The organism is Streptomyces sp. NPDC047706 (assembly GCF_043204795.1).
Classification (GTDB): Bacteria; Actinomycetota; Actinomycetes; order Streptomycetales; family Streptomycetaceae; genus Streptomyces.
The window spans coordinates 299,271-324,817 of record NZ_JBIDCW010000005.1; the positions used below are offsets into that span (position 1 = coordinate 299,271).

General features: G+C 70.1%; 21 protein-coding genes. 4 read left to right on the top strand and 17 right to left on the bottom strand.

The genetic code is table 11. The features are described 5' to 3' along the window. Nucleotides 1–29 precede the first annotated feature (29 nt). Together ACGF8A_RS08665 and fdxA are read right to left on the bottom strand one after the other, a co-directional pair. A complete protein-coding gene (locus ACGF8A_RS08665) occupies nucleotides 30–1,124 on the bottom strand; it encodes a bifunctional succinyldiaminopimelate transaminase/glutamate-prephenate aminotransferase (RefSeq protein ID WP_393105645.1) in 1,095 nt (364 codons plus the stop codon). A 110-nt stretch (nucleotides 1,125–1,234) separates the two neighbouring features. After that, nucleotides 1,235–1,555 (bottom strand): ferredoxin, encoded by a 321-nt coding sequence (fdxA, locus tag ACGF8A_RS08670; RefSeq protein WP_393105647.1) that lies wholly within the window; start codon nucleotides 1,553–1,555, stop codon nucleotides 1,235–1,237. Nucleotides 1,556–1,695: 140 nt separating this feature from the next. On the opposite strand from fdxA, the gene ACGF8A_RS08675 reads away from it, so the two are divergent. Both ACGF8A_RS08675 and ACGF8A_RS08680 read left to right on the top strand, forming a co-directional pair. Next, nucleotides 1,696–2,748 (top strand): GNAT family N-acetyltransferase, encoded by a 1,053-nt coding sequence (locus ACGF8A_RS08675; protein ID WP_393105649.1) that lies wholly within the window; start codon nucleotides 1,696–1,698, stop codon nucleotides 2,746–2,748. 2 nt (nucleotides 2,749–2,750) lie between these two features. Next, a complete protein-coding gene (locus ACGF8A_RS08680) occupies nucleotides 2,751–3,614 on the top strand; it encodes a transglutaminase-like domain-containing protein (RefSeq protein ID WP_393105651.1) in 864 nt (287 codons plus the stop codon). A gap of 197 nt (nucleotides 3,615–3,811) precedes the next feature. Here ACGF8A_RS08680 and ACGF8A_RS08685 read toward each other — a convergent pair whose 3' ends face one another. The 4 genes from ACGF8A_RS08685 to ACGF8A_RS08700 all read right to left on the bottom strand — a co-directional run bounded on the left by ACGF8A_RS08685 (nucleotide 3,812) and on the right by ACGF8A_RS08700 (nucleotide 7,621). Continuing rightward, nucleotides 3,812–5,971 (bottom strand): hypothetical protein, encoded by a 2,160-nt coding sequence (locus ACGF8A_RS08685; RefSeq protein ID WP_393105653.1) that lies wholly within the window; start codon nucleotides 5,969–5,971, stop codon nucleotides 3,812–3,814. A gap of 176 nt (nucleotides 5,972–6,147) precedes the next feature. Beyond that, nucleotides 6,148–6,540 (bottom strand): DUF6113 family protein, encoded by a 393-nt coding sequence (locus tag ACGF8A_RS08690; RefSeq protein ID WP_393105655.1) that lies wholly within the window; start codon nucleotides 6,538–6,540, stop codon nucleotides 6,148–6,150. Beyond that, nucleotides 6,537–7,397 (bottom strand): N-acetyl-1-D-myo-inositol-2-amino-2-deoxy-alpha-D-glucopyranoside deacetylase, encoded by an 861-nt coding sequence (mshB, locus tag ACGF8A_RS08695; RefSeq protein ID WP_393105657.1) that lies wholly within the window; start codon nucleotides 7,395–7,397, stop codon nucleotides 6,537–6,539. The genes ACGF8A_RS08690 and mshB overlap by 4 nt, the downstream gene beginning before the upstream one ends. 29 nt (nucleotides 7,398–7,426) lie before the next feature. Further along, nucleotides 7,427–7,621, bottom strand: a complete 195-nt coding sequence (locus ACGF8A_RS08700) for a hypothetical protein (protein ID WP_019755516.1) — start codon at nucleotides 7,619–7,621, stop codon at nucleotides 7,427–7,429. 175 nt (nucleotides 7,622–7,796) lie between these two features. On the opposite strand from ACGF8A_RS08700, the gene ACGF8A_RS08705 reads away from it, so the two are divergent. Next, complete coding sequence (locus ACGF8A_RS08705) at nucleotides 7,797–9,914, top strand: prolyl oligopeptidase family serine peptidase (RefSeq protein WP_393105660.1); 2,118 nt, start codon at nucleotides 7,797–7,799, stop codon at nucleotides 9,912–9,914. A 121-nt stretch (nucleotides 9,915–10,035) separates the two neighbouring features. Here the strand turns inward: ACGF8A_RS08705 and ACGF8A_RS08710 are convergent, their stop codons facing one another. From ACGF8A_RS08710 to ACGF8A_RS08730, 5 genes are read right to left on the bottom strand one after another with little or no spacing between them, the layout of a single operon-like run. After that, entirely contained in the window at nucleotides 10,036–11,073 is a 1,038-nt protein-coding gene (locus tag ACGF8A_RS08710; RefSeq protein ID WP_393105662.1) for an ABC transporter ATP-binding protein, read from the bottom strand. Beyond that, nucleotides 11,066–12,040 carry an ABC transporter ATP-binding protein gene (locus tag ACGF8A_RS08715; RefSeq protein ID WP_393105664.1) on the bottom strand — a complete coding sequence of 325 codons (975 nt, stop codon included), beginning with the start codon at nucleotides 12,038–12,040 and terminating at the stop codon, nucleotides 11,066–11,068. Before ACGF8A_RS08715 ends, ACGF8A_RS08710 begins: the two co-directional genes overlap by 8 nt. A 9-nt stretch (nucleotides 12,041–12,049) precedes the next feature. After that, entirely contained in the window at nucleotides 12,050–13,036 is a 987-nt protein-coding gene (locus ACGF8A_RS08720) for an ABC transporter permease (protein WP_393105666.1), read from the bottom strand. Then, a complete protein-coding gene (locus tag ACGF8A_RS08725; RefSeq protein WP_393105670.1) occupies nucleotides 13,029–13,952 on the bottom strand; it encodes an ABC transporter permease in 924 nt (307 codons plus the stop codon). The genes ACGF8A_RS08720 and ACGF8A_RS08725 overlap by 8 nt, the downstream gene beginning before the upstream one ends. A 9-nt stretch (nucleotides 13,953–13,961) precedes the next feature. After that, complete coding sequence (locus ACGF8A_RS08730) at nucleotides 13,962–15,587, bottom strand: ABC transporter substrate-binding protein (protein WP_393105672.1); 1,626 nt, start codon at nucleotides 15,585–15,587, stop codon at nucleotides 13,962–13,964. A 292-nt stretch (nucleotides 15,588–15,879) separates the two neighbouring features. Here ACGF8A_RS08730 and ACGF8A_RS08735 point away from each other — a divergent pair, with 292 nt between their 5' ends. Next, nucleotides 15,880–16,620: a class I SAM-dependent methyltransferase gene (locus tag ACGF8A_RS08735; RefSeq protein WP_393105674.1), complete on the top strand. Its 741-nt coding sequence runs from the start codon at nucleotides 15,880–15,882 to the stop codon at nucleotides 16,618–16,620. A 96-nt stretch (nucleotides 16,621–16,716) separates the two neighbouring features. Here the strand turns inward: ACGF8A_RS08735 and ACGF8A_RS08740 are convergent, their stop codons facing one another. The 6 genes from ACGF8A_RS08740 to typA form a co-directional block, all read right to left on the bottom strand. Continuing rightward, nucleotides 16,717–17,835 (bottom strand): ABC transporter ATP-binding protein, encoded by a 1,119-nt coding sequence (locus ACGF8A_RS08740; protein ID WP_393105676.1) that lies wholly within the window; start codon nucleotides 17,833–17,835, stop codon nucleotides 16,717–16,719. 14 nt (nucleotides 17,836–17,849) lie between these two features. Beyond that, entirely contained in the window at nucleotides 17,850–18,911 is a 1,062-nt protein-coding gene (locus tag ACGF8A_RS08745; protein ID WP_393105678.1) for an ABC transporter ATP-binding protein, read from the bottom strand. A gap of 15 nt (nucleotides 18,912–18,926) precedes the next feature. Continuing rightward, nucleotides 18,927–19,904, bottom strand: coding sequence for an ABC transporter permease (locus tag ACGF8A_RS08750; RefSeq protein ID WP_393105680.1), 978 nt, complete (start codon nucleotides 19,902–19,904; stop codon nucleotides 18,927–18,929). A gap of 97 nt (nucleotides 19,905–20,001) precedes the next feature. Further along, a complete protein-coding gene (locus ACGF8A_RS08755; RefSeq protein WP_393105682.1) occupies nucleotides 20,002–21,795 on the bottom strand; it encodes an ABC transporter substrate-binding protein in 1,794 nt (597 codons plus the stop codon). A gap of 102 nt (nucleotides 21,796–21,897) precedes the next feature. Continuing rightward, a complete protein-coding gene (locus ACGF8A_RS08760) occupies nucleotides 21,898–22,944 on the bottom strand; it encodes an ABC transporter permease (protein ID WP_393105684.1) in 1,047 nt (348 codons plus the stop codon). A 377-nt stretch (nucleotides 22,945–23,321) separates the two neighbouring features. Then, on the bottom strand, nucleotides 23,322–25,238 hold the full coding sequence (gene typA, locus ACGF8A_RS08765; protein WP_393105686.1) for a translational GTPase TypA: 1,917 nt from the start codon (nucleotides 25,236–25,238) through the stop codon (nucleotides 23,322–23,324). Nucleotides 25,239–25,547 lie beyond the last annotated feature (309 nt).

Sequence of the window (25,547 nt, forward strand, 5' to 3'; positions counted from 1 at the left end):
GGGCGTTCCCTGGGCCCCTCCGCCGCGTTTCAGGCGAGACGCTTGACCGCCGCCGCCACCCGCTCGTCCGACGCCGTCAGGGCCACGCGTACGAACTTCTCGCCGGCCGGGCCGTAGAAGTCGCCCGGCGCGACCAGGATGCCCAGGCCGGCGAGGTGGGCGACCGTGGTCCAGCAGGACTCGTCCCGGCTCGCCCACAGGTACAGGCTCGCCTCGCTGTGCTCGATACGGAAGCCATGGGCCAGCAGGGCCTCGCGCAGGGCCGTGCGGCGGGCCGCGTAGCGGTCGCGCTGCTCACGGACGTGGATGTCGTCGCCCAGCGCGGCCACGACGGCGGCCTGGGTCGGCGCGGACGTCATCATGCCGCCGTGCTTGCGGATCTCCAGGAGCGGGCCCAGGACCGCCGGGTCACCGGCGAGGAAGGCGGCGCGGTAACCGGCGAGGTTGGAGCGCTTGGAGAGCGAGTGCACCGAGACGATGCCCTCGTACGAGCCTCCGTTGACGTCGGGGTGGAGGACCGAGACCGGGTCGGCGTCCCAGCCGAGCTCGATGTAGCACTCGTCCGAGAAGACCAGCACGCCGTGCTCGCGGGCCCAGGCGACGATCCGGGTCAGCTCCCGCCGGGACAGCACCCTGCCCGTCGGGTTGGAGGGCGAGTTCAGCCACAGGAGCCTCAGGCCCGCCGGGTCGAGGTCCGTCGGGTCGTCGTACACCTCGTACTCCGCGCGGGCCAGCCGCGCGCCGACCTCGTACGTCGGGTAGGCCAGGCGCGGGTAGGCGACCCTGTCGCCGGGGCCGAGGCCCAGCTGGGTGGGGAGCCAGGCGACGAGTTCCTTGGAGCCGACGACCGGCAGGACGTGGTGGTGGGTGACGTCCCGGGCGCCGAGGCGGCGGCGCAGCCAGCCGGTGATCGCGTCACGCAGTTCGGGGGTGCCCCAGACCGTCGGGTAGCCCGGTGAGTCGGCGGCGGCGACCAGCGCCTGCTGGATCAGCTCGGGGACCGGGTCGACCGGGGTGCCGACGGAGAGGTCGACGATGCCGTCCGGGTGCGCGGCGGCCGTCTGCTTGTACGGCGCGAGCTTGTCCCAGGGGAACGTGGGCAGGCGGTCGGTGACTGCGGACACGGTGTGTGCCTCACTTTCTGGTACGGCAAACGCCTCGGTCCCGTGCGGCGCCGATCGGGGTGATCAGGCCGTACGGGACCGAGGCGGCGCGGTTCGGGCCGCTCAGAGGGTCACTCGCCCTGTGGCGGCAGCGCGGCGATGAAGGGGTGGTCCCGCTCGATCAGGCCGAGCTTGCTCGCGCCACCGGGCGAGCCGAGCTCGTCGAAGAACTCGACGTTCGCCTTGTAGTAGTCCTTCCACTCCTCCGGAGTGTCGTCCTCGTAGAAGATCGCCTCGACCGGGCAGACCGGCTCACAGGCGCCGCAGTCGACGCATTCGTCCGGGTGGATGTACAAGGACCGCTTGCCCTCGTAGATGCAGTCGACCGGGCACTCCTCGATGCACGCCTTGTCCTTGACGTCGACACAAGGCTGCGCGATGACGTAGGTCACGCTGTCGTTCCTCCTCGATAGGGCGCTGGCGGGCCTCCTCAGGCTCCGCCGCCTGGCGCGCGGGAGCGCGGCGTCGTCGATGCCCGCCCCTAGTATCTCCGTTCTTGGGCATGATCCGAACAGGAGGGGAGGACAGACCTGTGGAAATATCGTCGGCGGGACGCCTCGTAGTCCGTGTCACCGCTGCTGACGTGGGTAAACGAGTCTCCGTACGGCGGTTGGGGGACCCTGGCGTCGCGGAGCAGAAATTCACCGACACGGTGGGTGTTCTCACATCCTGGGACGACGGTGTGCTCGTGATCACACAGCGGGACGGCGAACGCGTCAGGATCGAGGAGTCCTCGCTGGTCGCGGGAAAGGTCGTGCCCGCGGCACCGGCCCGGCGACGTGGACCCGCCGCCTCCTACGAGGAGCTGGCGCGGGTCGCCGCGCGGGGCTGGCGGCCGCTGGAGAGCGAGCGGCTCGGCGAGTGGGAGCTGCGGGCGGCGGCCGAGGACGTGCCGTCGGAAGGGCGTCAGCCGGGGGCGGTCGCACGGCGACGGGCGGGCTTCACGCGGCGCGCCAACTCCGTGCTGCCGCTGGGTGACCCGGGCGTGTCCCTCGACGACGCGCTGAGCACCGTACGGCGCTGGTACGGCGAGCGTGGCCTGCCCGCCTACCTGCAGGCCGCCACCGGCGCCGAGGGCACGCAGGAGATGCTGTGCGCGGAGCTGGAGCGGCGCGGGTGGGTGCGGGAGGTGTCCGCCGAGCTGTGGACCGGCTGGCTCGCGCCGGTCGCCGACCGGGCCGAGGGCACGGGTGTCGTGCTCTCCCGGGAGGCGGACGCCGCGTGGCTGGCGCGGTACCAGCGCAAGGGGGTGAGCGAGGTGGCGCTGCGGGTGCTGGGGAGCGGGGAGTCGGTGTGGTTCGCGAGCATTCCCGGTGCCGGTGATGTGCCCGCCGCGATCGGGCGGTGTGTCGTGGACGGGAGATGGACCGGATTCGCCGCCGTCGAGGTGGATCCGGCGCTGCGGCGGCAGGGGCTGGCGGGCGAGGTGATGGCCGCGCTGGCCCGGCGGGCGCTGGACGAGGGGGCGTCGGCCGCGTGGCTCCAGGTGGAGACTGACAATGCCGGTGCACGGGCCTTGTACGCCGGACTGGGCTTCGGCGCGCATCACACCTACCACCACTTCCGGGAGCCGGAGGACCGATAGCCATGCGTCCACCCTTCCCACCGCCGCCGGAGCGGACCGCCGAGCTGCGCCGCCGGTTCGCCGAGGAGGCGCGTGCCGAGCGGCCCGATCTTGCGACGCTGTGCCTGCTCGTGGGGGCACAGGCCGACGGGACGCTGGACGAGGGCGGTATCGACGCCGCGCAGGTCGAGCTGGACCGGCTCGCCGGGCAGCTGCCCTACCGGCCGGGCGGGGCACGGGCGTGGGCCGGGGCGGTGCGGGAGCTGCTGGGTGAGCGGTACGGGTTCCGCGGCTCGGCCGCGGACTACGAGCGGCTGGAGTCCTCGCTGCTGCACAGCGTGCTGACCCGGCGGCGCGGGTTGCCGATCCTGCTGTCGGTGGTGTGGCTGGAGGTGGCCCGGCGGGCGGGCGCTCCGGTGTACGGCGTGGCGCTGCCGGGGCACTTCGTCGTCGGCTTCGGGGAGACGTCAGGGGCCGCCGCCGGGCAGGTGCTCGCCGATCCGTTCGCCGGCGGGCGGTTGCTGAGCGGCAAGGAAGCGGAGTTGCTGGTGGTGGGGGCCACGGGGGCGCCGCTGGATCCTTCGATGCTGGTGCCCGCGGATCCGCTGGAGGTGGTGCTGCGGATCCTGAACAACATCCGGGCGTGGGCGGCGGCACGGGCCGAGCGGTCGGACGTGGCGCTGTGGGCGGTGGAGCTCTCGCTGCTGCTCCCCTCGCATCCGGCCCGGCTGCGGTACGAGCGGGCGCAGGTGCTGGTGCGACGGGGGGACTTCATCGACGGGGCCGCGGAGCTGGACGCGTACGCGGAGGTGGTGGGGGCCGTGGACGAGGGTGCGGCGGAAAAGGTGCGGGGGGAGGCGCGGGCGGCTCGGGCGTTGCTGAACTAGGTGCTGAACCAGGGGTGGGGTGGGGAGGCGGGGGACGGTGGAGTGCGGGTGCGGGGCGTGGTGGCTTGGCGCGCGGTTCCCCGCGCCCCTGAAGCGCGCGCTGCTGGGCCGGCATCAGCGGTTCCCCGCTCCTGAAGCGCGTGCTTCCCCCACTGGGCCCCGGGCACCCGGGGGTTCCGGGTGCCCTTGGGGTGGCGTCAGCTCGGGTCGGTCTCGATCGTCGCGACGCGGTTCGTCGTGCTCTTCAGGGCCGGGCGCAGGGCGCCGATCACGTCCTGGACGGTGACCGGGGTCTTCTGGCCGGTGCCCCGGGTGATGAGGACGCCGTCGAAGGTCTTGCCGTAGAGCTCCTGCAGGGCGGCCTCGTCATAGGTGTCGACAAGCTTGCCGTCGACGGCCTGGACGCGGAGGAACTTCCACAGGGACTTCTCCGGGCTGAAGGCGACCGAGTGGGCCGGGTCGGTCTGGACGGTGACGATGCCGGACATCGCCGGCTCGGCGAACTCCTTCATCATCCGGTCGACCTCCGCGTCGGACACCGTCGGCTGCCTGGTGGTGGTCGGCACCTTCACCGGCGTGGCCGTGCCGGTCTCCACCTGGCTGCGGTAGGCGTCCTCGACGGCCTCGGTGGCCTGGTCGACGGCGATGCCCTTGCCCGCCTTGCCGTAGACGGCGACCGCCCTGCCGGACTCGAACTTGATCGTGCCGTCGCCTGCGCTGCCCGCGCCGCCCGCCGCGGACTCCAGGGCGGACTGCAGCTTCTCCTCGTCGACCGGCATGACCGGCTCGACGACCCGTTCCTGGCCGAACAGCGAGCCGATCACGGAGACGGGGTTGTAGTCGCTCGTGGCGGCGGCGTCGACCGTGGCGTCGGTGTCGAACTGGAGGCCCGACTGGTCCGGCCTGAGCGAGACGGTCTCGCCGTCGACGGACAGCTTCACCGGGTTGTCGACCCGGTCCCCGAGGGCCGCGTCGAGCTTCTTGACGGCGTCGTCGCGGGTGCCGCCGCCGATGTCCACGCCGAGCACGGTGGTGCCCTTGGGCACGTCGGAGTGGTTCATCAGCAGACCGGCCCCGTAGGCCACTCCGGCGACGGCGATCACGCCGCCGCCGAGCAGCACCAGTTTGTTGCGGCCCTTCTTTTTCTTCTTGGGCGCGGTGGGCCCGCTCTGCTGCGCCGGCTCGGGCCGCTTCGGCGGGGTGTGCGCCACCGCCCCGCCGGCCGGGTCGCCCGGCCCGAACGGCGTGCTCCGGTCGGCGGGCGGCACGACCGGGATGCCGCTGGTGAGGGTGTCCCCCGAGACGTTGTCCACGGGCCCGCCGAAGGGGCTGCCGGGATGCGGCCCGGGGGCCTGCTGCTGCGGGGTGAGGATCGCGGTGTCGTCGCTCAGACCGCCACCGGGGCCGGGGTGCGGGTTCGTGCCGGGGGCACCCGCCGCGTTCGGCAGGCCGAGGGGGCTGTCGCCGGTGACCGGGCCGCCGGTCGGCCCTGCGGGCGCCTGCGGGCCCGCGTAGCCACTGGGGCCGTTCCGGCCGGGCCGGCCCTCGGGGGTGGGGCCCTGACCGCCGTACGGGCTCTGCGCGCCGTAGGGGTCCTGCCCGTTGGGCGTGCCCTGGCCGTTGCGCTGACCGTTCTGCCCGGGTTCCGTGAAGTACGGCAGGTCGTCACGGCGCGGCTCGCCCGGGCGGGAGCCGTTGCCCTGCGGGCCGGCCGCGAGGGCCTCGGTGACGTCGAAGGAGCCGGTGCCGCCGCCGTGGCCGGGGGCGACCGGGCCACCGGTCGCGCCGGGGAGGCCCGTGCCCTGTGTGCCGCCGGGCCGGGCGCCGCCCGGCAGGTTCATGGAGCCGACGACACCGCCGGGCCGCGCGGCACCCGGGGCGGCCGGCGTGGCCGGGGCGGCCGGGGCGGCCGAACCCCCTGACGGGGCAGGCCCGTTGCCGGCGCCGCCGCCCTGACCGGCGTTGCCCGGCGCGGACTTGCGGGGCGCGAACCAGTCGCTGGTCTTCTCCTCGGCGGGCCCGGGCTGTTGCTGCTCGGCGGGAGCCTCGGCCGTGCGCGGGGAGGCGACCGCGCCCGGCGCCGCCGCCTCGGCGTCGCCGCTGCCGGTGTTGCCGGAGTCGGCGACGGGCTTGCGTACGACGACCGGCGGAATGGGCCGCGATCCGGGGATGTTGATCCGGATCCGGGTCGTCAGGGTGGTCTCGGTCTTCCGGTCCTCGGACCCTGCGCCCGAACGGCCCGCGTCCGCACCGTTGTCGGAAGCCGCGGGGGTGCCGTAGGGCGGCGTGCCCGAGGGGTATGCGCTACCCCCGCGCCCGTTGGGCCCGGAGGACGGACTGTCAGTTTCACGACTCAAGGCAGGTTCTCCCGGTTTGCTCCACCGCCCGCCACGACCTCAGATACGCGGGCAGCTCGGCGGCGGCTCCACCATACTGGCCACTTCGCGCGGGTATCCCGCGACCACTGGGGAAACCCACACGGGACTCGCACGAGGCGGGACGGCGAACCGGTACGTCATTCGCCAAGTCGGACCTACCGGCCGCCCGGCCGCCGGACCGGTACGAGGGTGGCGCAGATCACAGCCACGGCCATGCCGCCGAGCAGGTAGGCGTACGAGCCCACGCCCGCGGCGAAGAGGAAGTCCCCTTCGGGACGGCTGGCGGTGAGCAGGATGACGGAGAGCAGCCAGCCGGCCACGCCCGCCACGGCTCCGGCCCGGCCGCCGGTCACCCACGCCCCGCCGAGGAACGCCCCGGCCGCACCCGCCAGCGCCAGCAGCAGCCCGCCCGGGAACCAGGCCGCCTGCACCAGCGATCCGGCGCCTCCGACCACCAGGCCGAGCACGAACAGGCCGAGGCAGGACGCGATCCGTCCGGCGGAGGGACGCCGCAGCGGCTGCGAGATCATGGAGTGCCGGTCGTTCATGACGCCACCTCGATCCCGGCGAAGAGGTCCGTCTCCCGCCCCGTCCCGCCTCGCTCGCCGCGCACCAACTCGTAGTACTCGGTGCCGAACAGCGGCTGCGCGAGTTCGTTGGACAGTGCGAAGTACGGCTCGGCGACCTCGATCTGCGTGGCGTGCGCGGCCATCGCGGATGCCTTGGCGGCGGCGTACGCGGTGCCGTCGATCTCGGTGGTGATCCGCTCGTCGTCGACCACGCCGGGTACGTCGTCGACCACCGCGCTCCTGGTGAAGGCCAGGCCGGGCAGCGCGTCCTGGAGGCGGGCGAAGGCGTCCTCGGCGACCGTGCGCGGGACGCGGTTCCAGTAGACCTTGGCGATGTCGGTGCCGGCCTCGGCGGCGATTTCGGCGGCGCGCATGGCGATGCGGTGGGCCTGGATGTGGTCGGGGTGACCGTAGCCGCCGTCTGGGTCGTAGGTGACCAGGACCTGGGGCCGTACCTCGCGGATCACCTCGACGAGCTGGGTGGCGGCCTCCTCGACGTCCGCCTGCCACAGACAACTCGGGTCGTCGTTGTCGGGCAGGCCCATCATCCCGGAGTCCTGGTAGCGGCCGGGTGCGCCGAGCAGCCGGAAGTCCTCCACGCCGAGTTCACGCATGGCGGCGGTGAGCTCACCCAGGCGGTGCTTGCCGAGGGCGGCGCCGGTGAGGTGCGCGAGTTCGGGCGGGATGACCTCGCCACGCTCACCGAGGGTGCAGGTGACCAGGGTCACATGGGCACCCTCGGCCGCATACCTGGCCATGGTCGCGCCGTTGTTGATCGACTCGTCGTCCGGGTGCGCGTGCACCAGGAGCAGACGCCGGGAGGGCCGTTCCGTCATGGCCCCACCCTACGAGCAGACCGGCCGGCTCAGAACTTGATGCTGCCGATCATGCCCGCGATGTTCGTGGTCAGCTCGCTGATCGTGGGCGCCACGGTGGACGAGGCGAGGTAGAAGCCCAGCAGCATGCACACCACGGCATGACCGGCCTTCAGCCCCGACTTCTTGATCAGCAGGAAGACGATGATCGCCAGCAGCACCACCGCCGAAATCGAGAGTGCCACGGCGGCTCACCTCCAAGGACCCGGAATATGGGAGAACAGAGCGAGGGAACGTGTAAGTCCATACAGCGGCCAGCAGGTTCATACCCACGCAGCGCTAGTGATCATAACTATCCGTGCGCGCGCATCGAATGGCGCACGGCCGCACAAGGGGGCGCATGGCCAATATGGTCGGGGCATGACCACCGAGCCTGACTCCTTCCCCCGACGGCACGCCCGCACCCAGCGGTTCACGCTCGGCGCGCCGCGTTCGTTCACCGTGGCTCCCGACGGTTCTCGTGTCGTGTTCCTGCGCTCGTCATCCGGCACGGACCGGGCGAACGCCCTGTGGGTGCTGGACCTGGCGGACTCCGCCGAGCGCCTGGCGGCCGGCCCGCGCGACCTGCTGGGCGGGGCCGCGGAGGACCTCCCGCCCGAGGAGCGGGCGCGCCGCGAACGCAGCCGCGAGGGCGGCGCCGGCATCGTCGGCTACGCCACCGACAGCGCCGTGGAGCTGGCGGCTTTCACCTTGTCAGGGCGGCTCTTCACGGCCGAGCTGCGGGCCGGGACGGCGCGTGAACTCACGGTCCCCGGACCGGTCGTCGACCCGCGGCCGTCCCCCGACGGGCGGCACATCGCGTACGTCACGCGGGGCGCCCTGCGGGTGGTCGGCGCCGAGGGCGAGGGTGACCGGGCGCTCGCGGAGCCGGACGCGGAGTCGGTTTCCTACGGTCTGGCCGAGTTCATCGCGGCCGAGGAAATGGGGCGTTCGCGAGGTTTCTGGTGGGCGCCGGAGTCCGACCGCCTGCTGGTGGCCCGGGTGGACGACACGCCGGTGCGGCGGTGGTGGATCTCCGACCCGGCCCAGCCGGAACGTGATCCACAACACGTGCCCTATCCGGCGGCCGGGACGGAGAACGCGGACGTCCGGCTGTTCGTGTTCGGCCTGGACGGGACGCGCACGGAGGTCGCCTGGGACCGGGCGCGGTATCCGTATCTGGCGCGAGTGCACTGGTCAGCGGCGGGCGCGCCGCTGATCCTGGTGCAGGCGCGCGACCAGCGCAGCCAGCTCTTCCTGGCCGTGGATCCGGACACGGGCTCGACCCGCATGGTGCACGCCGACGAAGATCCGATTTGGCTTGATCTTTTCCCTGGGGTGCCGTGCTGGTCCCCTTCGGGGCAGCTGGTGCGGATCGCCGACGAGGGCGGCGCGCGAGTACTCGCGGTGGGTGAACGCCCGCTGACGGGACCGCAGTTGCACCTGCGTGCGGTGCTCGACGTCGGGGCCGACGACGTGCTCGTCTCGGCGTCGGCCGGGGCCGAGGCGGCGGCGGAGACCGGTGAGGTGCACGTCTATCGCGTCAACGAACTGGGCGTCGAGCGCCTTTCGCAGGAGCCGGGGGTGCACGCGGCGGTGCGCTCCGGGGACGTGACCGTCCTCGTGTCGGCGACGCCGGACCGGCCGGGCGCCACGGTGCGGGTGCTGCGCGAGGGGAAGCAGGCGGCCACCGTCCCGTCGTACGCGGAGGATCCCGGTATGTCGCCGCGCCTGACGCTCACCGTGGGGGGCGCACGGAGGATTCCGTGCGCCGTGCTTATGCCGCAGGACTACCAGGGAGACACTTCCCTTCCGGTCCTCCTCGACCCCTACGGCGGCCCGCACGGCCCCCGTGTGGTCGCCGCGCACAACGCCCACCTGACCTCGCAGTGGTTCGCCGACCAGGGTTTCGCGGTCGTCGTGGCCGACGGGCGTGGCACCCCCGGACGCTCCCCGGCCTGGGAGAAGGCGGTCCGGGACGACTTCACCGTCTCCCTCGACGACCAGATCGAGGCACTCCAGGACCTCGCGCTGGCCTACCCGCTGGATCTCACCCGGGTGGCGATCCGCGGCTGGTCCTACGGCGGCTGGCTGGCCGCCCTGGCGGTGCTGCGGCGGCCGGATGTCTTCCATGCGGGCATCGCCGGCGCGCCGGTGACGGACTGGCGGCTGTACGACACGCACTACACGGAGCGGTACCTGGGCCATCCGGCCGAGGCCCCTCAGGCGTACGCGAAGAGCTCGCTGGTCACCGACGACGGGCTGTCCGCCCCGGCCGAGCCGCACCGCCCGCTGATGGTCGTGCACGGCCTGGCCGACGACAACGTGGTGGTCGCCCACGCGCTGCGGCTGTCCTCCGCCCTGCTCGCCGCCGGCCGCCCCCACGAGGTGCTTCCGCTGTCCGGCGTGACCCACATGACGCCGCAGGAACAGGTCGCCGAGAACCTGCTGCTGCTTCAGGTGGACTTCCTGAAGAGGTCGCTGGGCCTGCCCCGGTGAACGGACGACGGGCCGGGGTGACATGGCGCACCCCGGCCCGTTCAACGGCACCCGCACGGCCGTACGTGAAGAGAGTGACGCGTCCGTATATCGGAACCGGGTCGCGGCAGTTGCCTCCGTGTTACCGCGTCCCGCCGGGGCCCACGACCTGTTTCTCCTCCGCGAAATGGCAGGCCGAGGGGTGCGCGGCGGGCCCGCCGGCCGTCCGGTACCCGGCGGGGACCGTCAGCGCCGGGACCTCCACGGCGCAGCGCTCCTGCGCCTTGAAGCAGCGGGTGCGGAACCGGCAGCCGGACGGGATGTTCGTCGGGGAGGGCACGTCACCCGCGAGGATGATCCGCTCGCGGTGCTCACGGGCCTCCGGGTCGGGCACGGGGACGGCGGAGAGCAGGGCCTGGGTGTAGGGGTGCGTCGGGTGGTCGTAGATCTCGGTGTCCCGGCCGGTCTCCACGATCCGGCCGAGGTACATCACCGCGACCCGGTCCGAGATGTGCCGGACGATGGACAGGTCGTGCGCGATGAAGACGTACGACAGGTCGAACTCGGCCTGCAGCCGCTCCATCAGGTTGACCACCTGCGCCTGCACGGACACGTCCAGCGCGGAGACCGGTTCGTCGGCGACGATGATCTCGGGACGCAGCGCCAGCCCCCGGGCGATACCGATGCGCTGGCGCTGGCCGCCGGAGAACTGGTGCGGATAGCGGTTGACGTACTCGGGGTTGAGCCCGACGACCTCCAGCAGCTCCTGGACGCGCCGGCGCCGGTCGCCCTTCGGGGCCGCCTCGGGGTAAATCTCGTACGGCTCCCCGATGATGTCGCCCACCGTCATCCGGGGGTTGAGCGAGGTGTACGGGTCCTGGAACACCATCTGGATGTTGCGCCGGACGGCCTTCAGCGCCCTGCCGGACAGCCTGGTGATGTCCTCGCCCTTGTAGCGGATCTCCCCGGCCGTCGGCCGCTCCAGGTTCACCAGCATCTTCGCGACCGTCGACTTGCCGCAGCCGGACTCGCCGACGATGCCGAGGGTCTCGCCCCGGTCGAGCGTGAAGTCGACGCCGTCGACGGCCTTCACCGAGCCGACGTGCTTCCTGAAGAGGATGCCCGTGGTGAGCGGGTAGTGCTTGACGAGCCCGCTGACCTGGAGGATCGGCTCAGCCATGCAGACACTCCCTCCAGAAGTGGCAGGCACTCCCCCGCTCCGCGGACACCTCGTACAGCGGGGGCGGGTCCGTGCGGCACACGTCACGGGCCATCGGGCAGCGCGGGTGGAAGGCGCAGCCCGGCGGGATGCTCAGCAGGCTCGGCGGCAGGCCCTTGATGGCGTAGAGCTCCTGGCCCTTGCGGTCCAGGCGCGGGATGGAGTCCAGCAAGCCACGTGTGTACGGGTGCGCCGGCGCCTTGTAGATGTCGTGCACCGGCGCCGACTCCACGATCCGGCCCGCGTACATCACCGCGATCCGGTCGGCGACGTCGGCGACCACGCCCAGGTCGTGGGTGATCAGGATCAGGCCCATGTCCAGCTCGCGGCGCAACTCCGCGAGCAGCTCCATGACCTGGGCCTGGACGGTGACGTCGAGGGCGGTGGTGGGCTCGTCGGCGATGATCAGCGCCGGTTCCAGGGCCAGCGCCATCGCGATCATGATGCGCTGGCGCATCCCTCCGGAGAACTGGTGCGGATACTGCCTGACCCGCTCCTTCGCGCCCGGGATGCGCACCCGGTCCATCAGCTCGACCGCCTTGGCCCGCGCGTCCTTCCTGGACATGCCCCGGTGCACGACGAACATCTCGCCGAGCTGGTCGCCCACGGTCAGCACGGGGTTGAGCGAGGACAGCGCGTCCTGGAAGATCATCGCGATCCCGGCGCCGCGCACCCTGCGCCGCTCCTCCTCCTTCAGCGTGAGCAGGTCCCGGCCCTGGAAGAGGACCTCGCCGCCGGTGATCCGCCCCGGCGGCATGTCGAGGATGCCCATCACGGCCTGCGCGGTGACGGACTTGCCCGAGCCCGACTCCCCGAGCACCGCGAGCGTCTCGCCCGCGTCCACGCGGTAGCTGACGCCGTTGACGGCCTTGGCGACCCCGTCCCGGGTCCGGAACTCCACGTGCAGATCACGTACGTCGAGCAGCATGCCGGCACCTCACCTCAGCTTGGGGTCGAGGGCGTCGCGCACCGCGTCGCCGAGCATGATGAACGCCAGCACGGTGACCGCGAGCGCCCCGGAGGGCCAGAGCAGGGCGTGCGGGGCGTTGCGGATGTACGGCGAGGCGGCCGAGATGTCGATGCCCCAGGAGACACTGGGCGGCTTCAGGCCGACGCCGAGGTACGACAGGGTGGCCTCCAGCGCGATGTAGGTGCCGAGTGCGATGGTCGCCACGACGATCACCGGCGCGACGGCGTTGGGCGCGATGTGCCGCAGCAGCAGCCGGGTGTGGGAGGCGCCGAGGGAACGGGCGGCCTGCACGTAGTCGTGCTGTTTGGCCGTGATGACCGCTCCCCGGGCGATCCGGGAGATCTGCGGCCAGCCGAGCAGCACCATGAAGCCGATGACCGGCCAGATGGTGTTGCTGGTCACCACCGACAGCAGGACCAGGCCGCCGAGGACCACCGGGATGGCGAAGAAGATGTCGGTGAGCCGGGACAGGAGCGAGTCGCTCAGGCCGCCGAAGAAGCCGGCGAGCCCCCCGAGGACACTGCCGAGGATCGCGACCCCGAGGGTGGCGCAGACGCCGACCGCGACGGACGTACGGGCGCCGTAGACCGTGCGGGTGTAGACGTTGCAGCCCTGTCCGTCGTAGCCGAAGGGGGCGCCGGGCTGGGAGCCCTCCTGCGCCTTGGCGAGGTCGCAGCGCAAGGGGCTGCCGGAGGCGATCGCGGACGGCCACAGCGAGATGAAGACCAGGAAGAGGATCACCAGGGCGGACATCAGGAAGACCGGGTTGCGGCGCAGGTCGTGCCAGGCGTCGGACCACAGGGAACGGGGCTTGCCGGAGGGACCGCCGCCGTCCGGGCCGCCGGGCACGCGCTCCAGCGTCCGCGCCTCGTCGGCGGCGAGGTCCATCCCACCGCCCATGCCGGTGCCGGCGACGGCGCCCGAGCGTGCGCCGGTGTGCTGGGCGTCAGACATAGCGGATCCTCGGGTCGAGTACGGCGTAGAGGAGGTCGACGAGGAGGTTGGCGAGCAGGAAGACCAGGACCAGGACGGTCACGAAACCGACGACGGTCTGGGTGTTCTGGCGCAGGATGCCCTGGTAGAGCTGGTAGCCGACGCCGTGGATGTTGAAGATGCGCTCGGTGACGATGGCGCCGCCCATCAGGGCGCCGATGTCGGTGCCGATGAAGGTGACCACGGGGATGAGGGAGTTGCGCATCAGGTGGCGGGTGATGACCCGGCGCCTGGGCAGGCCCTTGGCGACGGCGGTGCGGACGTAGTCGGAGCGGAGGTTCTCCGCGATGGAGGTGCGGGTCAGGCGGGTGACGTAGGCCAGGGAGACGGAGGCGAGCACCAGACCGGGCAGGAGCAGTTCACCGAAGGGGGCCTCGGGGGAGACGGACGGCGGGATCCAGCCCCACTCGACGCCGAAGAGGAGTTGCAGGAGCAGGCCGGTGACGAAGGTGGGGACGGAGATGACGACCAGCGTGGCGAGCAGGACGCCGGTGTCGACGGGGCGGCCGCGGCGCAGGCCGGTGACCACGCCCAGGGTGATGCCGATGACGATCTCGAAGAGGATCGCGACGACGGTCAGCCGGATGGTGACGGGGAAGGCGCTGCCCATCAGCTCGGTGACCGGCCGGCCGTTGAAGGCGGTGCCGAAGTCGCCGGTGAAGACGTTGCCCATGTAGGTCAGGTATTGCTGCCAGACCGGCTTGTCCAGGCCGAACTCCTTCCTGAGCTGCGCGGCCGTCGCCGGGTCGCACTCGCGTTCGCCGCACAGGCCGGCGATCGGATCTCCCATCACGTTGACCATCAGGAAGATCAGCAGGGTGGCCCCGAAGAAGACCGGGATCATCTGCAGCAGCCGCCGGACGACGTACCGTCCCATGGCGCCGCCTCAGCTGACCTTGATCTCGTTGTAGACCGGGACGGAGAACGGGTTGAGCTTCACGCCGGAGAGCCGCTGCGAATAGCCGGCGCTGCCGTTCTGGTACCAGAGCGGGATGGCGGCCATGTCGTCCCGGACGACCTCCTCGGCCTGCTGGAAGGTCCGCACCGCCTTGGCGGCGTCGGTCTCGGCGTTGGCCCGGTCGACCAGCTCGTCGAACTCCTCGTTGGACCACTTGCCGTCGTTGGAGGAGGCGTCGGTGTAGTAGAGCGGCTGGAGGAAGTTCTGGATCAGCGGGTAGTCCATCTGCCAGCCGGCGCGGAACGGGCCGGTCATCTCCTTGTCGGTGATCCGGCCACGGAAGTCGGCGAAGGTGCCGACCGGGTTGGTCACACAGGCGCGGTCGTTGTCGAGGGCGTTGTTGATGGAGTTGCAGACGGCCTCCACCCACTGCTTGTGCGAGCCGGTGTCCGCGTTGACCGTGATCTTCACCTGGCCGCCCGGCAGCCCGCCGCCCTCCTCGATCAGTTTCCGGGCCGCGGCGGGGTCGTACGCGCACCACTCGCCGCACAGGCCCGCCTTGTAGCCGCCGTCCGCGCCGAGGACCGGCGAGGTCCAGTCGGTGGCCGGGGTGCGGGTCCCGCGGAAGATGGTCTCGGTGATCTGCTCGCGGTCGATCGCCCGGGACAGGCCCTTGCGGACCTTGTCCATGCCGGACTTGCTCCAGTTCTCGTCGTAGTACGGGAAGGCGAGGGTCTGCAGGATGCCGGCCGGGGTGTTGAGGTAGCGGTCCCCGAGATCCTGCTCGACGTTCTTCAGCTGCGCCGCGGGGACGTCGTCGACCAGGTCGAGGTTGCCGGCCATGAGGTCGGTGTAGGCGGTGTTGTTGTCGGTGTAGACCTTGAGGTCCACTCCGTCGTTCAGCGCCTTGTCGGGGCCCGGGTAGCCGTCCCAGGCGCGCAGCGACATCTGGGAGCCCTTGACGTACGCGTCGACGGCGTAGGGGCCGTTGCCGACAGGCCTGCTGAGCCAGGCGTCGTGGTCGTCGAAGAAGGCCCGGGGCAGCGGGGCGAAGGCGGCGTAGCCGAGGGTGTCGGGGAAGCCGGAGAACTTCTGGCGCAGCCGTACGGTGAAGGTGCGCTCGCCGGTCACCTTCAGACCGGAGAGGGTGTCGGCGCTCTGCTCGCCGCCGTCCTCGGGGTGCGTCTTGTCGTAGCCGTCGATGTAGCTGAAGAAGTAGGCGTTGCGCTGGTTGTTCCGCAGGCTCGCGCCGTAGTTCCAGGCGTCGACGAAGGAGCGGGCGGTGACCTTCTCGCCGTTGCTGAAGGTCCAGCCGTCCTTGACGGTGACGGTGAAGTTCCGTGAGTCGGTGGTCTCGATGCTCTGGGCGAGCATGTCCTCGGCCTTGCCGCTCACGGGGTCGTACCTCTTCAGCCCACGGAAGATCATGTCGAGGACCTTGCCACCCTGCACCTCGTTGGTGTTGGCGGGCTCCAGCGGGTTCTGCGGGTCACCCCAGGAGGAGCTGAGCACCGCACCGCCGTCACCACTGCCGCCGCCTCCGCCGCAGGCGGTGCCCACGAGGGCGAGCGCCGCCGCACACGCGGCCCATCGGGCGTGCCGTGCTCCACGCATGGGGTGCCTCCTCAGGATCCGCTGCCGCCAGCGCCGGGACGCTGACCCGTTGTCGACCGATGTCCTGACCCGCTATCAGCCAATATCGACGCATACGGCAGGTAATGCACATGCGGGCGGCCCTTTGGGCTAGCGGGGACACACGAGTGAAGTGAGGCAGGCGCGCCCGCGGTGGCGGGTGGGACGGCCCGTGCAGCCGCCGGGAAGGCCGGCCGCGGCGCGGCTTTCCGTTCTCCCGGCGTAAATCCCCGATCTCTGTACTGACCTGCCGTACAGCAGGCACACTGCCCGGATGGTTGATCGTTCCTTCGGTGATGCCTCCCTCGCCGGGCTGTACGACGCGCTGAATCCGTGGGGGCCGGGTGACGAGTTCTTCCTCGATCTGGTGATGTCCGCCGATTCCGTCCTCGACGTGGGCTGCGGCACCGGACGGCTGTTGCGGCGGGCCCGGGAGGCCGGGCACGAGGGACGGCTGACCGGGCTCGACCCCGCCGCCGCCATGCTCGTACAGGGCCGCGACGGGACCCGCGAGGTGGAATGGGTGCTCGGGGACCTGCGCTGCACGGCGTGGCGGGAGGAGTTCGACCTGGTCGTGATGACCGGGCACGCGTTCCAGGAGCTGCTCGGCGACGAGGACCTGCGGCTCGCGCTCGCCGCGGTGCGCGAGGGCCTGCGGCGGGACGGGGAGTTCGTCTTCGACACCCGCAATCCGGCCGCCCGTGCCTGGGAGAACTGGACCCCGGAACGGATCCGGGAGGTACGCGGCCCGGACGGGGACCTGGTGCGGGTGTGGCACGAGGCGGCGACACCGGTCCGGGGTGAGCGGGTGGCGTTCACCGAGACGTTCGACGGCCCGCGCCGGGACCTGCCGCGGATCAGCCACAGCACCGTCAGGTTCCTCGGCGTCGGCGCGCTGGACCGCTTCCTCGACGAGGCGGGGCTCGTCGTGAGGCAGCGGTACGGAGACTGGTCCAGGCAGCCGTTCACGCCCTCCAGCCCGGAGATCATCAGCTTCGCCGGGCGGGCGCGCTAGGGGTCGTCCGGCACACTCCCCTCTGCCGGCCGGCGACGAAAACGCGACGAGGCCCCCGGGAACCGGAGCATCGGTTTCCGGGGGCCTGGTACCGGCTCAGTCCGTGGCCTGGGTCTCCTCCAGCGCCTTCAGCGCCGGGTCGAGGACGACGTCCTCGTCGCGGGCCTCCGTCGTCGGCTCCTCCGGGAAGTGGCAGGCCGTCAGGTGACCGTCGCGGTTGCCGGAGAGCTGCAGCAGCGGCGGCTCCTCGGTGGCGCACTTGTCCTGCGCCTTCCAGCAGCGGGTACGGAAGCGGCAGCCGGACGGCGGGTGGATCGGCGACGGCACGTCGCCGGCGAGGCGGATGCGCTCACGCTGCTCGCTCTCGTCGTCCATGGCCACCTCGGGCACGGCCGACAGCAGGGCGTGGGTGTACGGGTGCCGCGGCCGGTTGTAGATCGAGTCCCGGTCACCGACCTCGACCACCTTGCCGAGGTACATGACCGCCACGCGCTGCGAGAAGTGCCGCACGATGGCCAGGTCATGGGCGATGAACATGAAGGCGATGCCCAGCTCCTGCTGCACCTTCTGCAGCAGGTTCACCACCTGCGCCTGGATCGACACGTCGAGCGCGGAGACCGGCTCGTCGGCGACGATCAGCTTCGGGTTCAGGGCCAGGGCGCGGGCGACGCCGATGCGCTGGCGCTGACCGCCGGAGAACTCGTGCGGGAAGCGGTTGTAGTGCTCCGGGTTGAGGCCGACCAGCTCCAGCAGCTCGCGGACCTTCTTCTCCCTGCCGCCCTCCGGGCTGATCCCGTTGACCTCCATCGGCGACTTGATGATGCTGCCGACGGTCTGCCGGGGGTTCAGCGAGGAGTACGGGTCCTGGAAGATCATCTGGATCTCGGACCGCACCGGCGCGAGCTGCTTGCGCTTGGCACGCGTGATGTCCTGACCGGCGTAGGTGATCTGTCCGGCGGTCGGCTCCAGGAGCCTGGTGATCAGACGTCCGGTGGTGGACTTGCCGCAGCCCGACTCGCCGACCAGGCCGAGGCTCTCGCCCACCCCGACGCTCAGGTCGACGCCGTCGACGGCCTGGACGGCGCCGACCCTGCGTTTGATGGGGAAGCCGCCGTAGATCGGGAAGTGCTTGGTCAGGCCCTTGACCTCCAGGAGGGGTTCCGTGGAGGTGGCCGTGGAGCCCTGCTGTGCGGGGAGGGTGAGGTTCTCGCTCATGATCTCGGTTCTCCCTAGCGCAGCCGGGGCTGGATCTCGTCGATGAAGATGGTCTGCTTCTGCTCCGTCGTGAGGTGGCAGGCAGCGGCCCGGCCTTCGCCCAGCGGCGGCCGGGACTCGGTGCACAGATTGCCGGAGACCTTGTCACGGTAGGCGCAGCGCGGATGGAAGGGGCAGCCGGACGGCGGGTTGAGCAGCGACGGCGGGCTGCCCGGGATCGGCGTCAGCTCCTTGTCGATGTCGCCGTCGAGGCGCGGCATGGAGCTGAGCAGACCCCAGGTGTAGGGGTGCGTCGGGGTGCGCAGCACCTCCTTGACGCTGCCGCGCTCCACGGCCCGGCCCGCGTACATCACCAACAGGTCGTCGGCCATGCTGGCGATGACACCGAGGTCGTGGGTGATGAAGATGATCGCGGAGCCGAACTCCTGCTGAAGGTCCTTGAGCAGGTCCAGGATCTGCGCCTGCACGGTCACGTCGAGCGCGGTGGTCGGCTCGTCGGCTATGAGCAGGTCGGGGTCGCACATCAGCGCCATGGCGATCATGGCACGCTGGCGCATACCGCCGGAGAACTGGTGCGGGTAGTCGTCGAAGCGCACCTTGGGCTGCGGGATGCCGACCTTCTCCAGCATCTGGATGGCCCGGTCCTTCGCCTCCTTCTTGGAGACGCCCATGTGCTTCATGTACGGCTCGGAGAGCTGCCGTCCCACCGTGTAGTACGGCGACAGCGCCGTCAGGGGGTCCTGGAAGATCATCGCCATCTTGTTGCCACGGAGCTTCTCCAGCTCCTTCTCCTTGGCGGTGACGAGTTCCTGGCCGTCCAGGACGATCTCGCCGTCGATGGTGGTGGTCCGCGGGTTGTGCAGGCCCAGGATGGTCAGGTTGGTGACGGACTTGCCGGAACCCGACTCGCCGACGATGCCCAGGGTCTTACCCCGCTCGACATCGAAGGAGAGCCCGTCGACCGCCTTGACGATGCCGTCCTCGGTGGAGAACTGCACCCGCAGGTCACGGACCGAGAGGAAGCTCTCGGGCCCGGTCTGGGCCGGGACGTCCTCGGTTTTGGTCACTGTGGTCACGGTGGTTCGTTCTTCCTAGGAGAGCCGGACGCGCGGATCGATCCAGGCGTACGCGATGTCGACGAGGATGTTCAGGAGCAGGATGAAGAAGGCTCCGACCAGCATGACACCCATCGTCAGCGGCAGGTCCTTGGTGACCGCTCCGGCCACGGCGAGGCGGCCGATCCCCTGGAGGTCGAAGGTGATCTCGGTGACGACACCGCCGCCGAGCAGGGCGCTCAGGTCGATGCCGAGGATGGTCACGATCGGAATGAGCGAACCGCGCCAGGCGTAACGGAAGAACACGTACTTCTTGCCCATGCCCTTGGCGCGGGCGGTGCGCACATGCTCCTCCTGGAGCTGCTCGATCATCGAGGAGCGCGCCATACGGGTGTACTGGCCGGTGAAGATCGTCGCCATGACGGCCATGGGGATCCACAGACCGGCGAGCCAGCCGAACGGGTCTTCGGTGAACGGGACGTACTTGGGGTTCTCCACCCAGCCGGTGCTGTACACGAAGATCAGCAGCACGATCGGACCGAGGAAGTAGATCTGGAACGAGCTGAGGACCATGGACGCGCCGGTGGCGGCCTTGTCGATCATGGAGCCGCGCCGGTAGGCGGCCAGCATACCCGCGCCGATGCCGAGGATGAGGAAGACGACCAGGGCGCCGACCGTCAGGGAGAGGGTCAGCGGGAAGCGGTCCATGATGATCGAGGTGACGTTGTCGTTGTAGAAGAACGACCGGCCCAGGCACGGGGCGGGGCAGTCACCCTGCGGGAAGTCGCGCCCGGCCACGATGCCGGACATGAACTCCCAGAACTGCGCGGCAAGCGGCTGGTCGAGGCCGAGGGCGTGCCGGATGTCCTCCAGTCGCGCGGGCGAGCAGTCCTTGCCACACGCCAGGGAGGCGTAGTCGGAGGGCGCGGCGACGAAGAGGAAGAAGGTTGCGGCGCCGATCAGGAACAAAGTGACGAGGGCACCGACCGAGCGCCGGAGGATGAACTGAAGCATGGCGGGGGGCTGCTCTCTGCGGAGACGGTGGACGGGTTCACGGAACCGCGGGGACGCGCTCCGCCTGGTGCGCGCCCCCGCGAACAGCCGTAGAGAGCTACGACTTCAGGAACAGTCGGGTGACGTCCATGTAGCTGGACTCAGTGCTGTAGCGAGCACCGCCGATGTTCGAGCCGTAGAGCTGGAACTGCTTGGTGTACCACAGCGGAGCGGCCGGGTTGACCTCCTCCAGGATGTACTTGTGGGCCTCTTCCCAGGTCTTGGCGGCCTGCTCGGGCTGCTCGGTCAGAGCCTTCTTGATCAGCTCCTGGACCTTCGGGTCGTCGATGTGCGAGTAGTTCGACGCACCGTCGGCGACCTGGTCACCGTCGTAGATCGGGGTCACGACCGTCGCGGCGGACGGCCAGTCCTGGCCCCAGCCGGTGATGTAGATGTCGTACGGGTTCTTGAGCTTGCCGATCTGCTCGTAGTAGCTGGCGGCGTCGATCTCCTTGGAGACCACGTCGAAGCCGACCTTGCCGAGCGCGTCCTCGATGGCGACCTTGCGCTTCTGGCCCGCCTCGGAGTTGGCGTAGGCGAAGACGAGCTTCTTCTCGGCGGCCGGAACGTCCGCAAGCAGTTCCTTGGCCTTCTCGATGTTGCCCGCCGGCGTCTTCAGACGGCCGTAGGGGTCGTACTTCGCGTCGTAACCCGGCAGGGTCGGGGCGAACAGGTTCGGGGCGACGTCACCACCGTACGCGCCGCCCTCACCGGCGATGAGCGACTTGGAGTTCACCGCGTAGGTGGCGGCGTCACGGACGGCCTTGTTCTTGACGCGGTCCAAGTTGAACGTCAACTGCATCACGTAGGGCTGGTAGCCCTTGATGGTGCGCTTGTTCACGGCCGGGTCGCCGATGACGTCCTGGATCTGGGTGGCGTCGACACCGCCGGTGAACTGGACGGCGTTCTTGGCGTCACCCTGGTCGGAGATCAGACGCTTGGTCTGCGACGACTCGGTGATGCCGAACTCGAAGTTGAAGCCGTCCACGTACTGGTGGCGCACCGAGTCCGTCTTCGGGTCCCAGTTCTCGTTCTTGACGAGCTTGAGGGTCTTGCCCGCCTTGAACTCCGCGATCTTGTACGGGCCGAGGGCGACCGGAGCCGTGTCGTACCTCTCCTTCGTGTCGGACTCCTCCGGAACGACGGAGTAGCCCGGCATCGCCAGCGTCATCGGCAGGTCGGGACGCGGAGTGTCGAAGTGGAAGACGATCGTCTTGTCGTCCGGAGTCTCCAGGACCGAGTCCGGCAGGTGCTTCTTGCCGAAGCCGCCGTCGGGCAGGGCCTTGCGGTAGTCCGGGCCGCTAAGCCAGGTCTGGAGGTAGGTCGGGCCGTCGAAGATGAACTCCGCGTACAGGCGCTCGACGGTGTGGCGGACGTCGGCGGAGGTTATCTCCTTGCCGTTCTCGTCCTTGATGCCGTCCTTGAGCGTGAACGTCCAGGTCTTGTTGTCGTTGGACGGCTTGCCGGAGTCGGTCGCGAGGTCACCCACGACCGAGACGCCGCCCTTGCCGTCCTCCTCGAAGTTGGTCAGTCCACGGAAGACCAGGTTGGCGAACTGGCCGGCGTCCGAGACGTAGATCTGGCCCGGGTCCATGTGGGAGAGAGCGGACTCCTGGAAGACCGTGATGGTGCCGCCGGGCTTGGCCCCGGGGACCTCCTCGGCCGGACCGGTCGAGGCCTTGGCGTCCAGGTAGGCAACGCCCTCGGACTGCTCCTTGGCCTTGTCCTGACTCTCGCCCTTGTTCCCGCCGGAGTTGCTGCCGGTGTTCTCCGAGCAGCCGGTGAGCGCGAGGGAACCAGCCGCGATGGCGACCAGAATGGCGCGCCCTCTGCGTGAGGTGAACGACTTCATAGCGGTGTATGCACCTACCTGTCGGTTGTTATCCATGAGTACTGCCTGACGCGGCTGGTAGGCCGACGCGGGGGCGGCAGCCACCCCCCACCAATGGACGGCTCAGCGCCCGGACTTGGGGTCGAAGGCATCCCGTACCGAGTCTCCGAGGAGGTTGAAGCACAGGATGAAGATCACCAGCGCCACACCCGGGAAGAAGATGAACGCGGGGTCCTGCTGGGTGTAGTTCGCGCCGGCGGCGAACAGACGCCCCCAGTCCGGGGTGGGCTCGACGAAGCCGACGCCCGCGAAGGAGAGGAAGGCGATGGTGAGGATCGTGCTGGGCAGCTGGTACGTGAACTGCACCAGCACCGGCGTGACGATGTTCGGCAGGACCTCCTTGCGGATGATCCGGCCCGGCGAGGCCCCGGAGACCTTGGCGGCCTCGATGAACTCCCGCTCGCGCAGCGCCAGGACGACGGAGCGCACGAGTCGGGACATTCCCATCCAGCCGAGGATCCACAGCACGATCAAGATCGCCAGCGCCCGGAAGTACGTGGGCGTCTCGTCCCGCGGGTCCACGAAGAAGGAGGTCACCACGGGCATGAAGGCGATGAAGAAGAGCTGCGCGGGGAAGGACAGGAAGAAGTCCGTGATCCGGCCGAGCCAGTAGTCGGTGCGACCCGCGAAGTAGCCACCGACCAGGCCGATGACCACACCGGTGACCGTCAGCAGCACCGAGACGCCCAGCGCCATGAACAGCGAGGTGCGCATGCCGTACACGAGCATGGCGAACAGGTCACGCCCGTACTGCGGCTCGACGCCGAACCAGTGGTCGGCCGAGACACCCCCGAACCAGCCGAGCGGCAGCCCGAAGTCGTCCAGCACGGGCCGGTCCGCATAGGTGGGGTCCTGGCCGTACAGCGTGTACGGGTCGGTGCCGCTGATCGACGTCAGCAGCGGCGCCGCGAGCGCGACGACGAAGAAGAAAATCACTACGCCGGCGCAGACCATCCCTGTACGGTCACGCTTGAAGCGCTGCCACATCAACTGCCCGGGGGAACGACCCTCAAGCGTCTTCGCTCCCGTGGCGACTTCCGACGTCGCCTCGAGCTCTGGGTCCAAGGCGACCGCGGACCCGGAGCCCTCGGCCTTGGTTGGACTGGTCATGTTGTTCTTCCCCCGGGGGGTTGGAGAGTTGAGCGCAGCACAGATACCGGCAGGTTCTGTGGTTTGGGGGAACTTTCGCCAAGTGCATCAACGCGCGTCAAGGGCGGAAGGCACAGGGATCTCCCTACCGTCCATTTTTTGAGCAAAAATTGCAAAGATTGACACCTGCGCGCGCTTGACAGGTGAGACGGCAACCCGGCGAATCGGGCATAGTGGGAGGGATTTTTGTTTACATGTCCGAAACTTGATCGCCGAAGCACCGATATGCGAACAGCGCTTCAAGACCTGCTGACGGGCTCCTGAATGTGCCCAACACAAGGACCCGGCTCTCCTCCGTCAGGGAGGAGAGCCGGGTCCTTGGAGGGCCCTGGAGGCCGTCAGCCGTGCTTGGCGCGGCTCGCGGCGCGGGCGCGCTCACGCGCGTCCAGGTTGACCTTGCGGATGCGAACGGCCTCCGGAGTCACCTCGACACACTCGTCGTCGCGGCAGAACTCCAGGGACTGCTCCAGCGACAGCTTGCGCGGCGGGACGATCGACTCGGTCACATCGGCCGTGGAAGACCGCATGTTGGTGAGCTTCTTCTCCTTGGTGATGTTGACGTCCATGTCGTCGGAGCGGGAGTTCTCGCCGACGATCATGCCCTCGTACACCTCGGTGCCCGGCTCCACGAAGAGCACGCCGCGCTCCTGGAGATTCGTCATCGCGAACGCGGTGACGGCACCGGAGCGGTCCGCGACGAGCGAGCCGTTGTTACGGGTCTGCAGGGCGCCGAACCACGGCTCGAAGCCCTCGTGGATGGAGTGCCCGATGCCCGTGCCCCGGGTCTGGGTCAGGAACTCCGTCCGGAAACCGATCAGACCGCGGGACGGGACCACGAACTCCATACGGACCCAGCCCGAACCGTGGTTGGACATGTTGTCCATCCGGCCCTTGCGGACGCCCATGAGCTGGGTGACGGCACCCATGTGCTCCTCGGGCACGTCGATCGTCATGCGCTCGACCGGCTCGTGGACCTTGCCGTCGACCTCCTTGGTGACGACCTGGGGCTTGCCGATGGTCAGCTCGAAGCCCTCCCGGCGCATCGTCTCGACCAGGATGGCCAGCGCCAGCTCACCACGGCCCTGCACCTCCCAGGCGTCCGGCCGGTCGGTGTCCAGCACCCGGAGGCTGACGTTGCCGATCAGCTCACGGTCCAGGCGGTCCTTCACCTGGCGTGCGGTGACCTTGCGGTCCTTGACGGCCGCCTTGTTGTCGGCGCCCTTGCCGGTGGCGCCACGGCCGACCAGCGGGGAGGTGTTGGTGCCGATGACCATGGAGATCGCGGGCTCGTCGACCGTGATCAGGGGCAGCGCGACCGGGTTCTCCGGGTCGGCCAGGGTCTCGCCGATCATGATGTCCGGGATACCGGCGACGGCACAGATGTCACCGGGGCCGGCCTTCTCGGCCGGCTTGCGGGTGAGCGCCTCGGTCATCATCAGCTCGGAGATGCGGACGTTGCTGACCGACCCGTCGCGCCTCATCCACGCGACCGTCTGCCCCTTGCGCAGCTCGCCCTGCTCGACACGCAGCAGCGCGATACGGCCGAGGAAGTTGTCGGCGTCCAGGTTGGTGACGTGGGCCTGGAGCGGGGCGGCCTCGTCGTACGTGGGCGCCGGAATGTGCTCCAGGATCGCGGAGAAGAACGGCTGGAGGCTGGTGGAGTCGGCCGGGACCGTGCCGTTGTCCGGCTTGGTCAGCGAGGCGATGCCGTCACGGCCGCAGGCGTAGACGATCGGGAACTCGATCTGCTCCTCGTCCGCGTCCAGGTCGAGGAAGAGGTCGTAGGTCTCGTTGACGACCTCGTCGATGCGGGCGTCGGGCCGGTCCGTCTTGTTGATGCACAGGATGACGGGGAGCCGGGCCTGGAGCGCCTTGCGCAGCACGAAGCGGGTCTGCGGCAGCGGGCCCTCGGAGGCGTCGACGAGCAGCACGACACCGTCGACCATGGACAGGCCGCGCTCGACCTCGCCGCCGAAGTCGGCGTGGCCGGGGGTGTCGATGATGTTGATCGTGATCGGGTCCCCGCCGTCCTTCGGGTGGTACTTCACCGCGGTGTTCTTGGCGAGGATCGTGATGCCCTTCTCACGCTCCAGGTCGTTCGAGTCCATCATGCGGTCGTCGACGGAGTCGAGCTGGTGCGCGGCGAAGGCACCGGCCTGCTTGAGCATGGCGTCGACGATGGTCGTCTTGCCGTGGTCGACGTGGGCGACGATGGCGACGTTGCGGATGTCGTGACGTGTTGCGGACACGGCCATATTGCGGCGTACTCCCGGGATGGTGAGGACGGCTGCGCGTAGGACTGTGTTACGCGCGCCCTGCCGGGCTTGACACGCCACGGCCTCACCCCATGGTACGGGGCCGCGGCGAGTGGGGCTTGCGGGGATACGTCGGTGCAGGTGAGAGCCTTGCCGGGGGGCCGCCGGCCTCGAAGAACCGCGCCCCGCGAACGGGCCGGCCGCACAGCCGCGAACCGCCGCCCGAGGGACGCCCGAGGGACGTCCGAGCGGCCGCCCGCCACCCCGCGCCCCTGCCCACGCCCCACCCACGCCGACGGCCCCGGAGCG

What these genes read in the sequence shown, in the direction of transcription:
- mshB (WP_393105657.1), bottom strand. Translation starts at nt 7,397, where the DNA reads ATGACGGAACGGCCCTCCCGGCGTCTGCTCCTGGTGCACGCGCACCCG.
- ACGF8A_RS08755 (WP_393105682.1), bottom strand. Translation starts at nt 21,795, where the DNA reads ATGAAGTCGTTCACCTCACGCAGAGGGCGCGCCATTCTGGTCGCCATC.
- ACGF8A_RS08680 (WP_393105651.1), top strand. Translation starts at nt 2,751, where the DNA reads ATGCGTCCACCCTTCCCACCGCCGCCGGAGCGGACCGCCGAGCTGCGC.
- ACGF8A_RS08690 (WP_393105655.1), bottom strand. Translation starts at nt 6,540, where the DNA reads ATGAACGACCGGCACTCCATGATCTCGCAGCCGCTGCGGCGTCCCTCC.
- ACGF8A_RS08760 (WP_393105684.1), bottom strand. Translation starts at nt 22,944, where the DNA reads ATGACCAGTCCAACCAAGGCCGAGGGCTCCGGGTCCGCGGTCGCCTTG.
- ACGF8A_RS08710 (WP_393105662.1), bottom strand. Translation starts at nt 11,073, where the DNA reads ATGGCTGAGCCGATCCTCCAGGTCAGCGGGCTCGTCAAGCACTACCCG.
- ACGF8A_RS08705 (WP_393105660.1), top strand. Translation starts at nt 7,797, where the DNA reads ATGACCACCGAGCCTGACTCCTTCCCCCGACGGCACGCCCGCACCCAG.
- ACGF8A_RS08720 (WP_393105666.1), bottom strand. Translation starts at nt 13,036, where the DNA reads ATGTCTGACGCCCAGCACACCGGCGCACGCTCGGGCGCCGTCGCCGGC.
- ACGF8A_RS08725 (WP_393105670.1), bottom strand. Translation starts at nt 13,952, where the DNA reads ATGGGACGGTACGTCGTCCGGCGGCTGCTGCAGATGATCCCGGTCTTC.
- ACGF8A_RS08740 (WP_393105676.1), bottom strand. Translation starts at nt 17,835, where the DNA reads ATGAGCGAGAACCTCACCCTCCCCGCACAGCAGGGCTCCACGGCCACC.
- ACGF8A_RS08730 (WP_393105672.1), bottom strand. Translation starts at nt 15,587, where the DNA reads ATGCGTGGAGCACGGCACGCCCGATGGGCCGCGTGTGCGGCGGCGCTC.
- ACGF8A_RS08735 (WP_393105674.1), top strand. Translation starts at nt 15,880, where the DNA reads ATGGTTGATCGTTCCTTCGGTGATGCCTCCCTCGCCGGGCTGTACGAC.
- ACGF8A_RS08750 (WP_393105680.1), bottom strand. Translation starts at nt 19,904, where the DNA reads ATGCTTCAGTTCATCCTCCGGCGCTCGGTCGGTGCCCTCGTCACTTTG.
- typA (WP_393105686.1), bottom strand. Translation starts at nt 25,238, where the DNA reads ATGGCCGTGTCCGCAACACGTCACGACATCCGCAACGTCGCCATCGTC.
- ACGF8A_RS08715 (WP_393105664.1), bottom strand. Translation starts at nt 12,040, where the DNA reads ATGCTGCTCGACGTACGTGATCTGCACGTGGAGTTCCGGACCCGGGAC.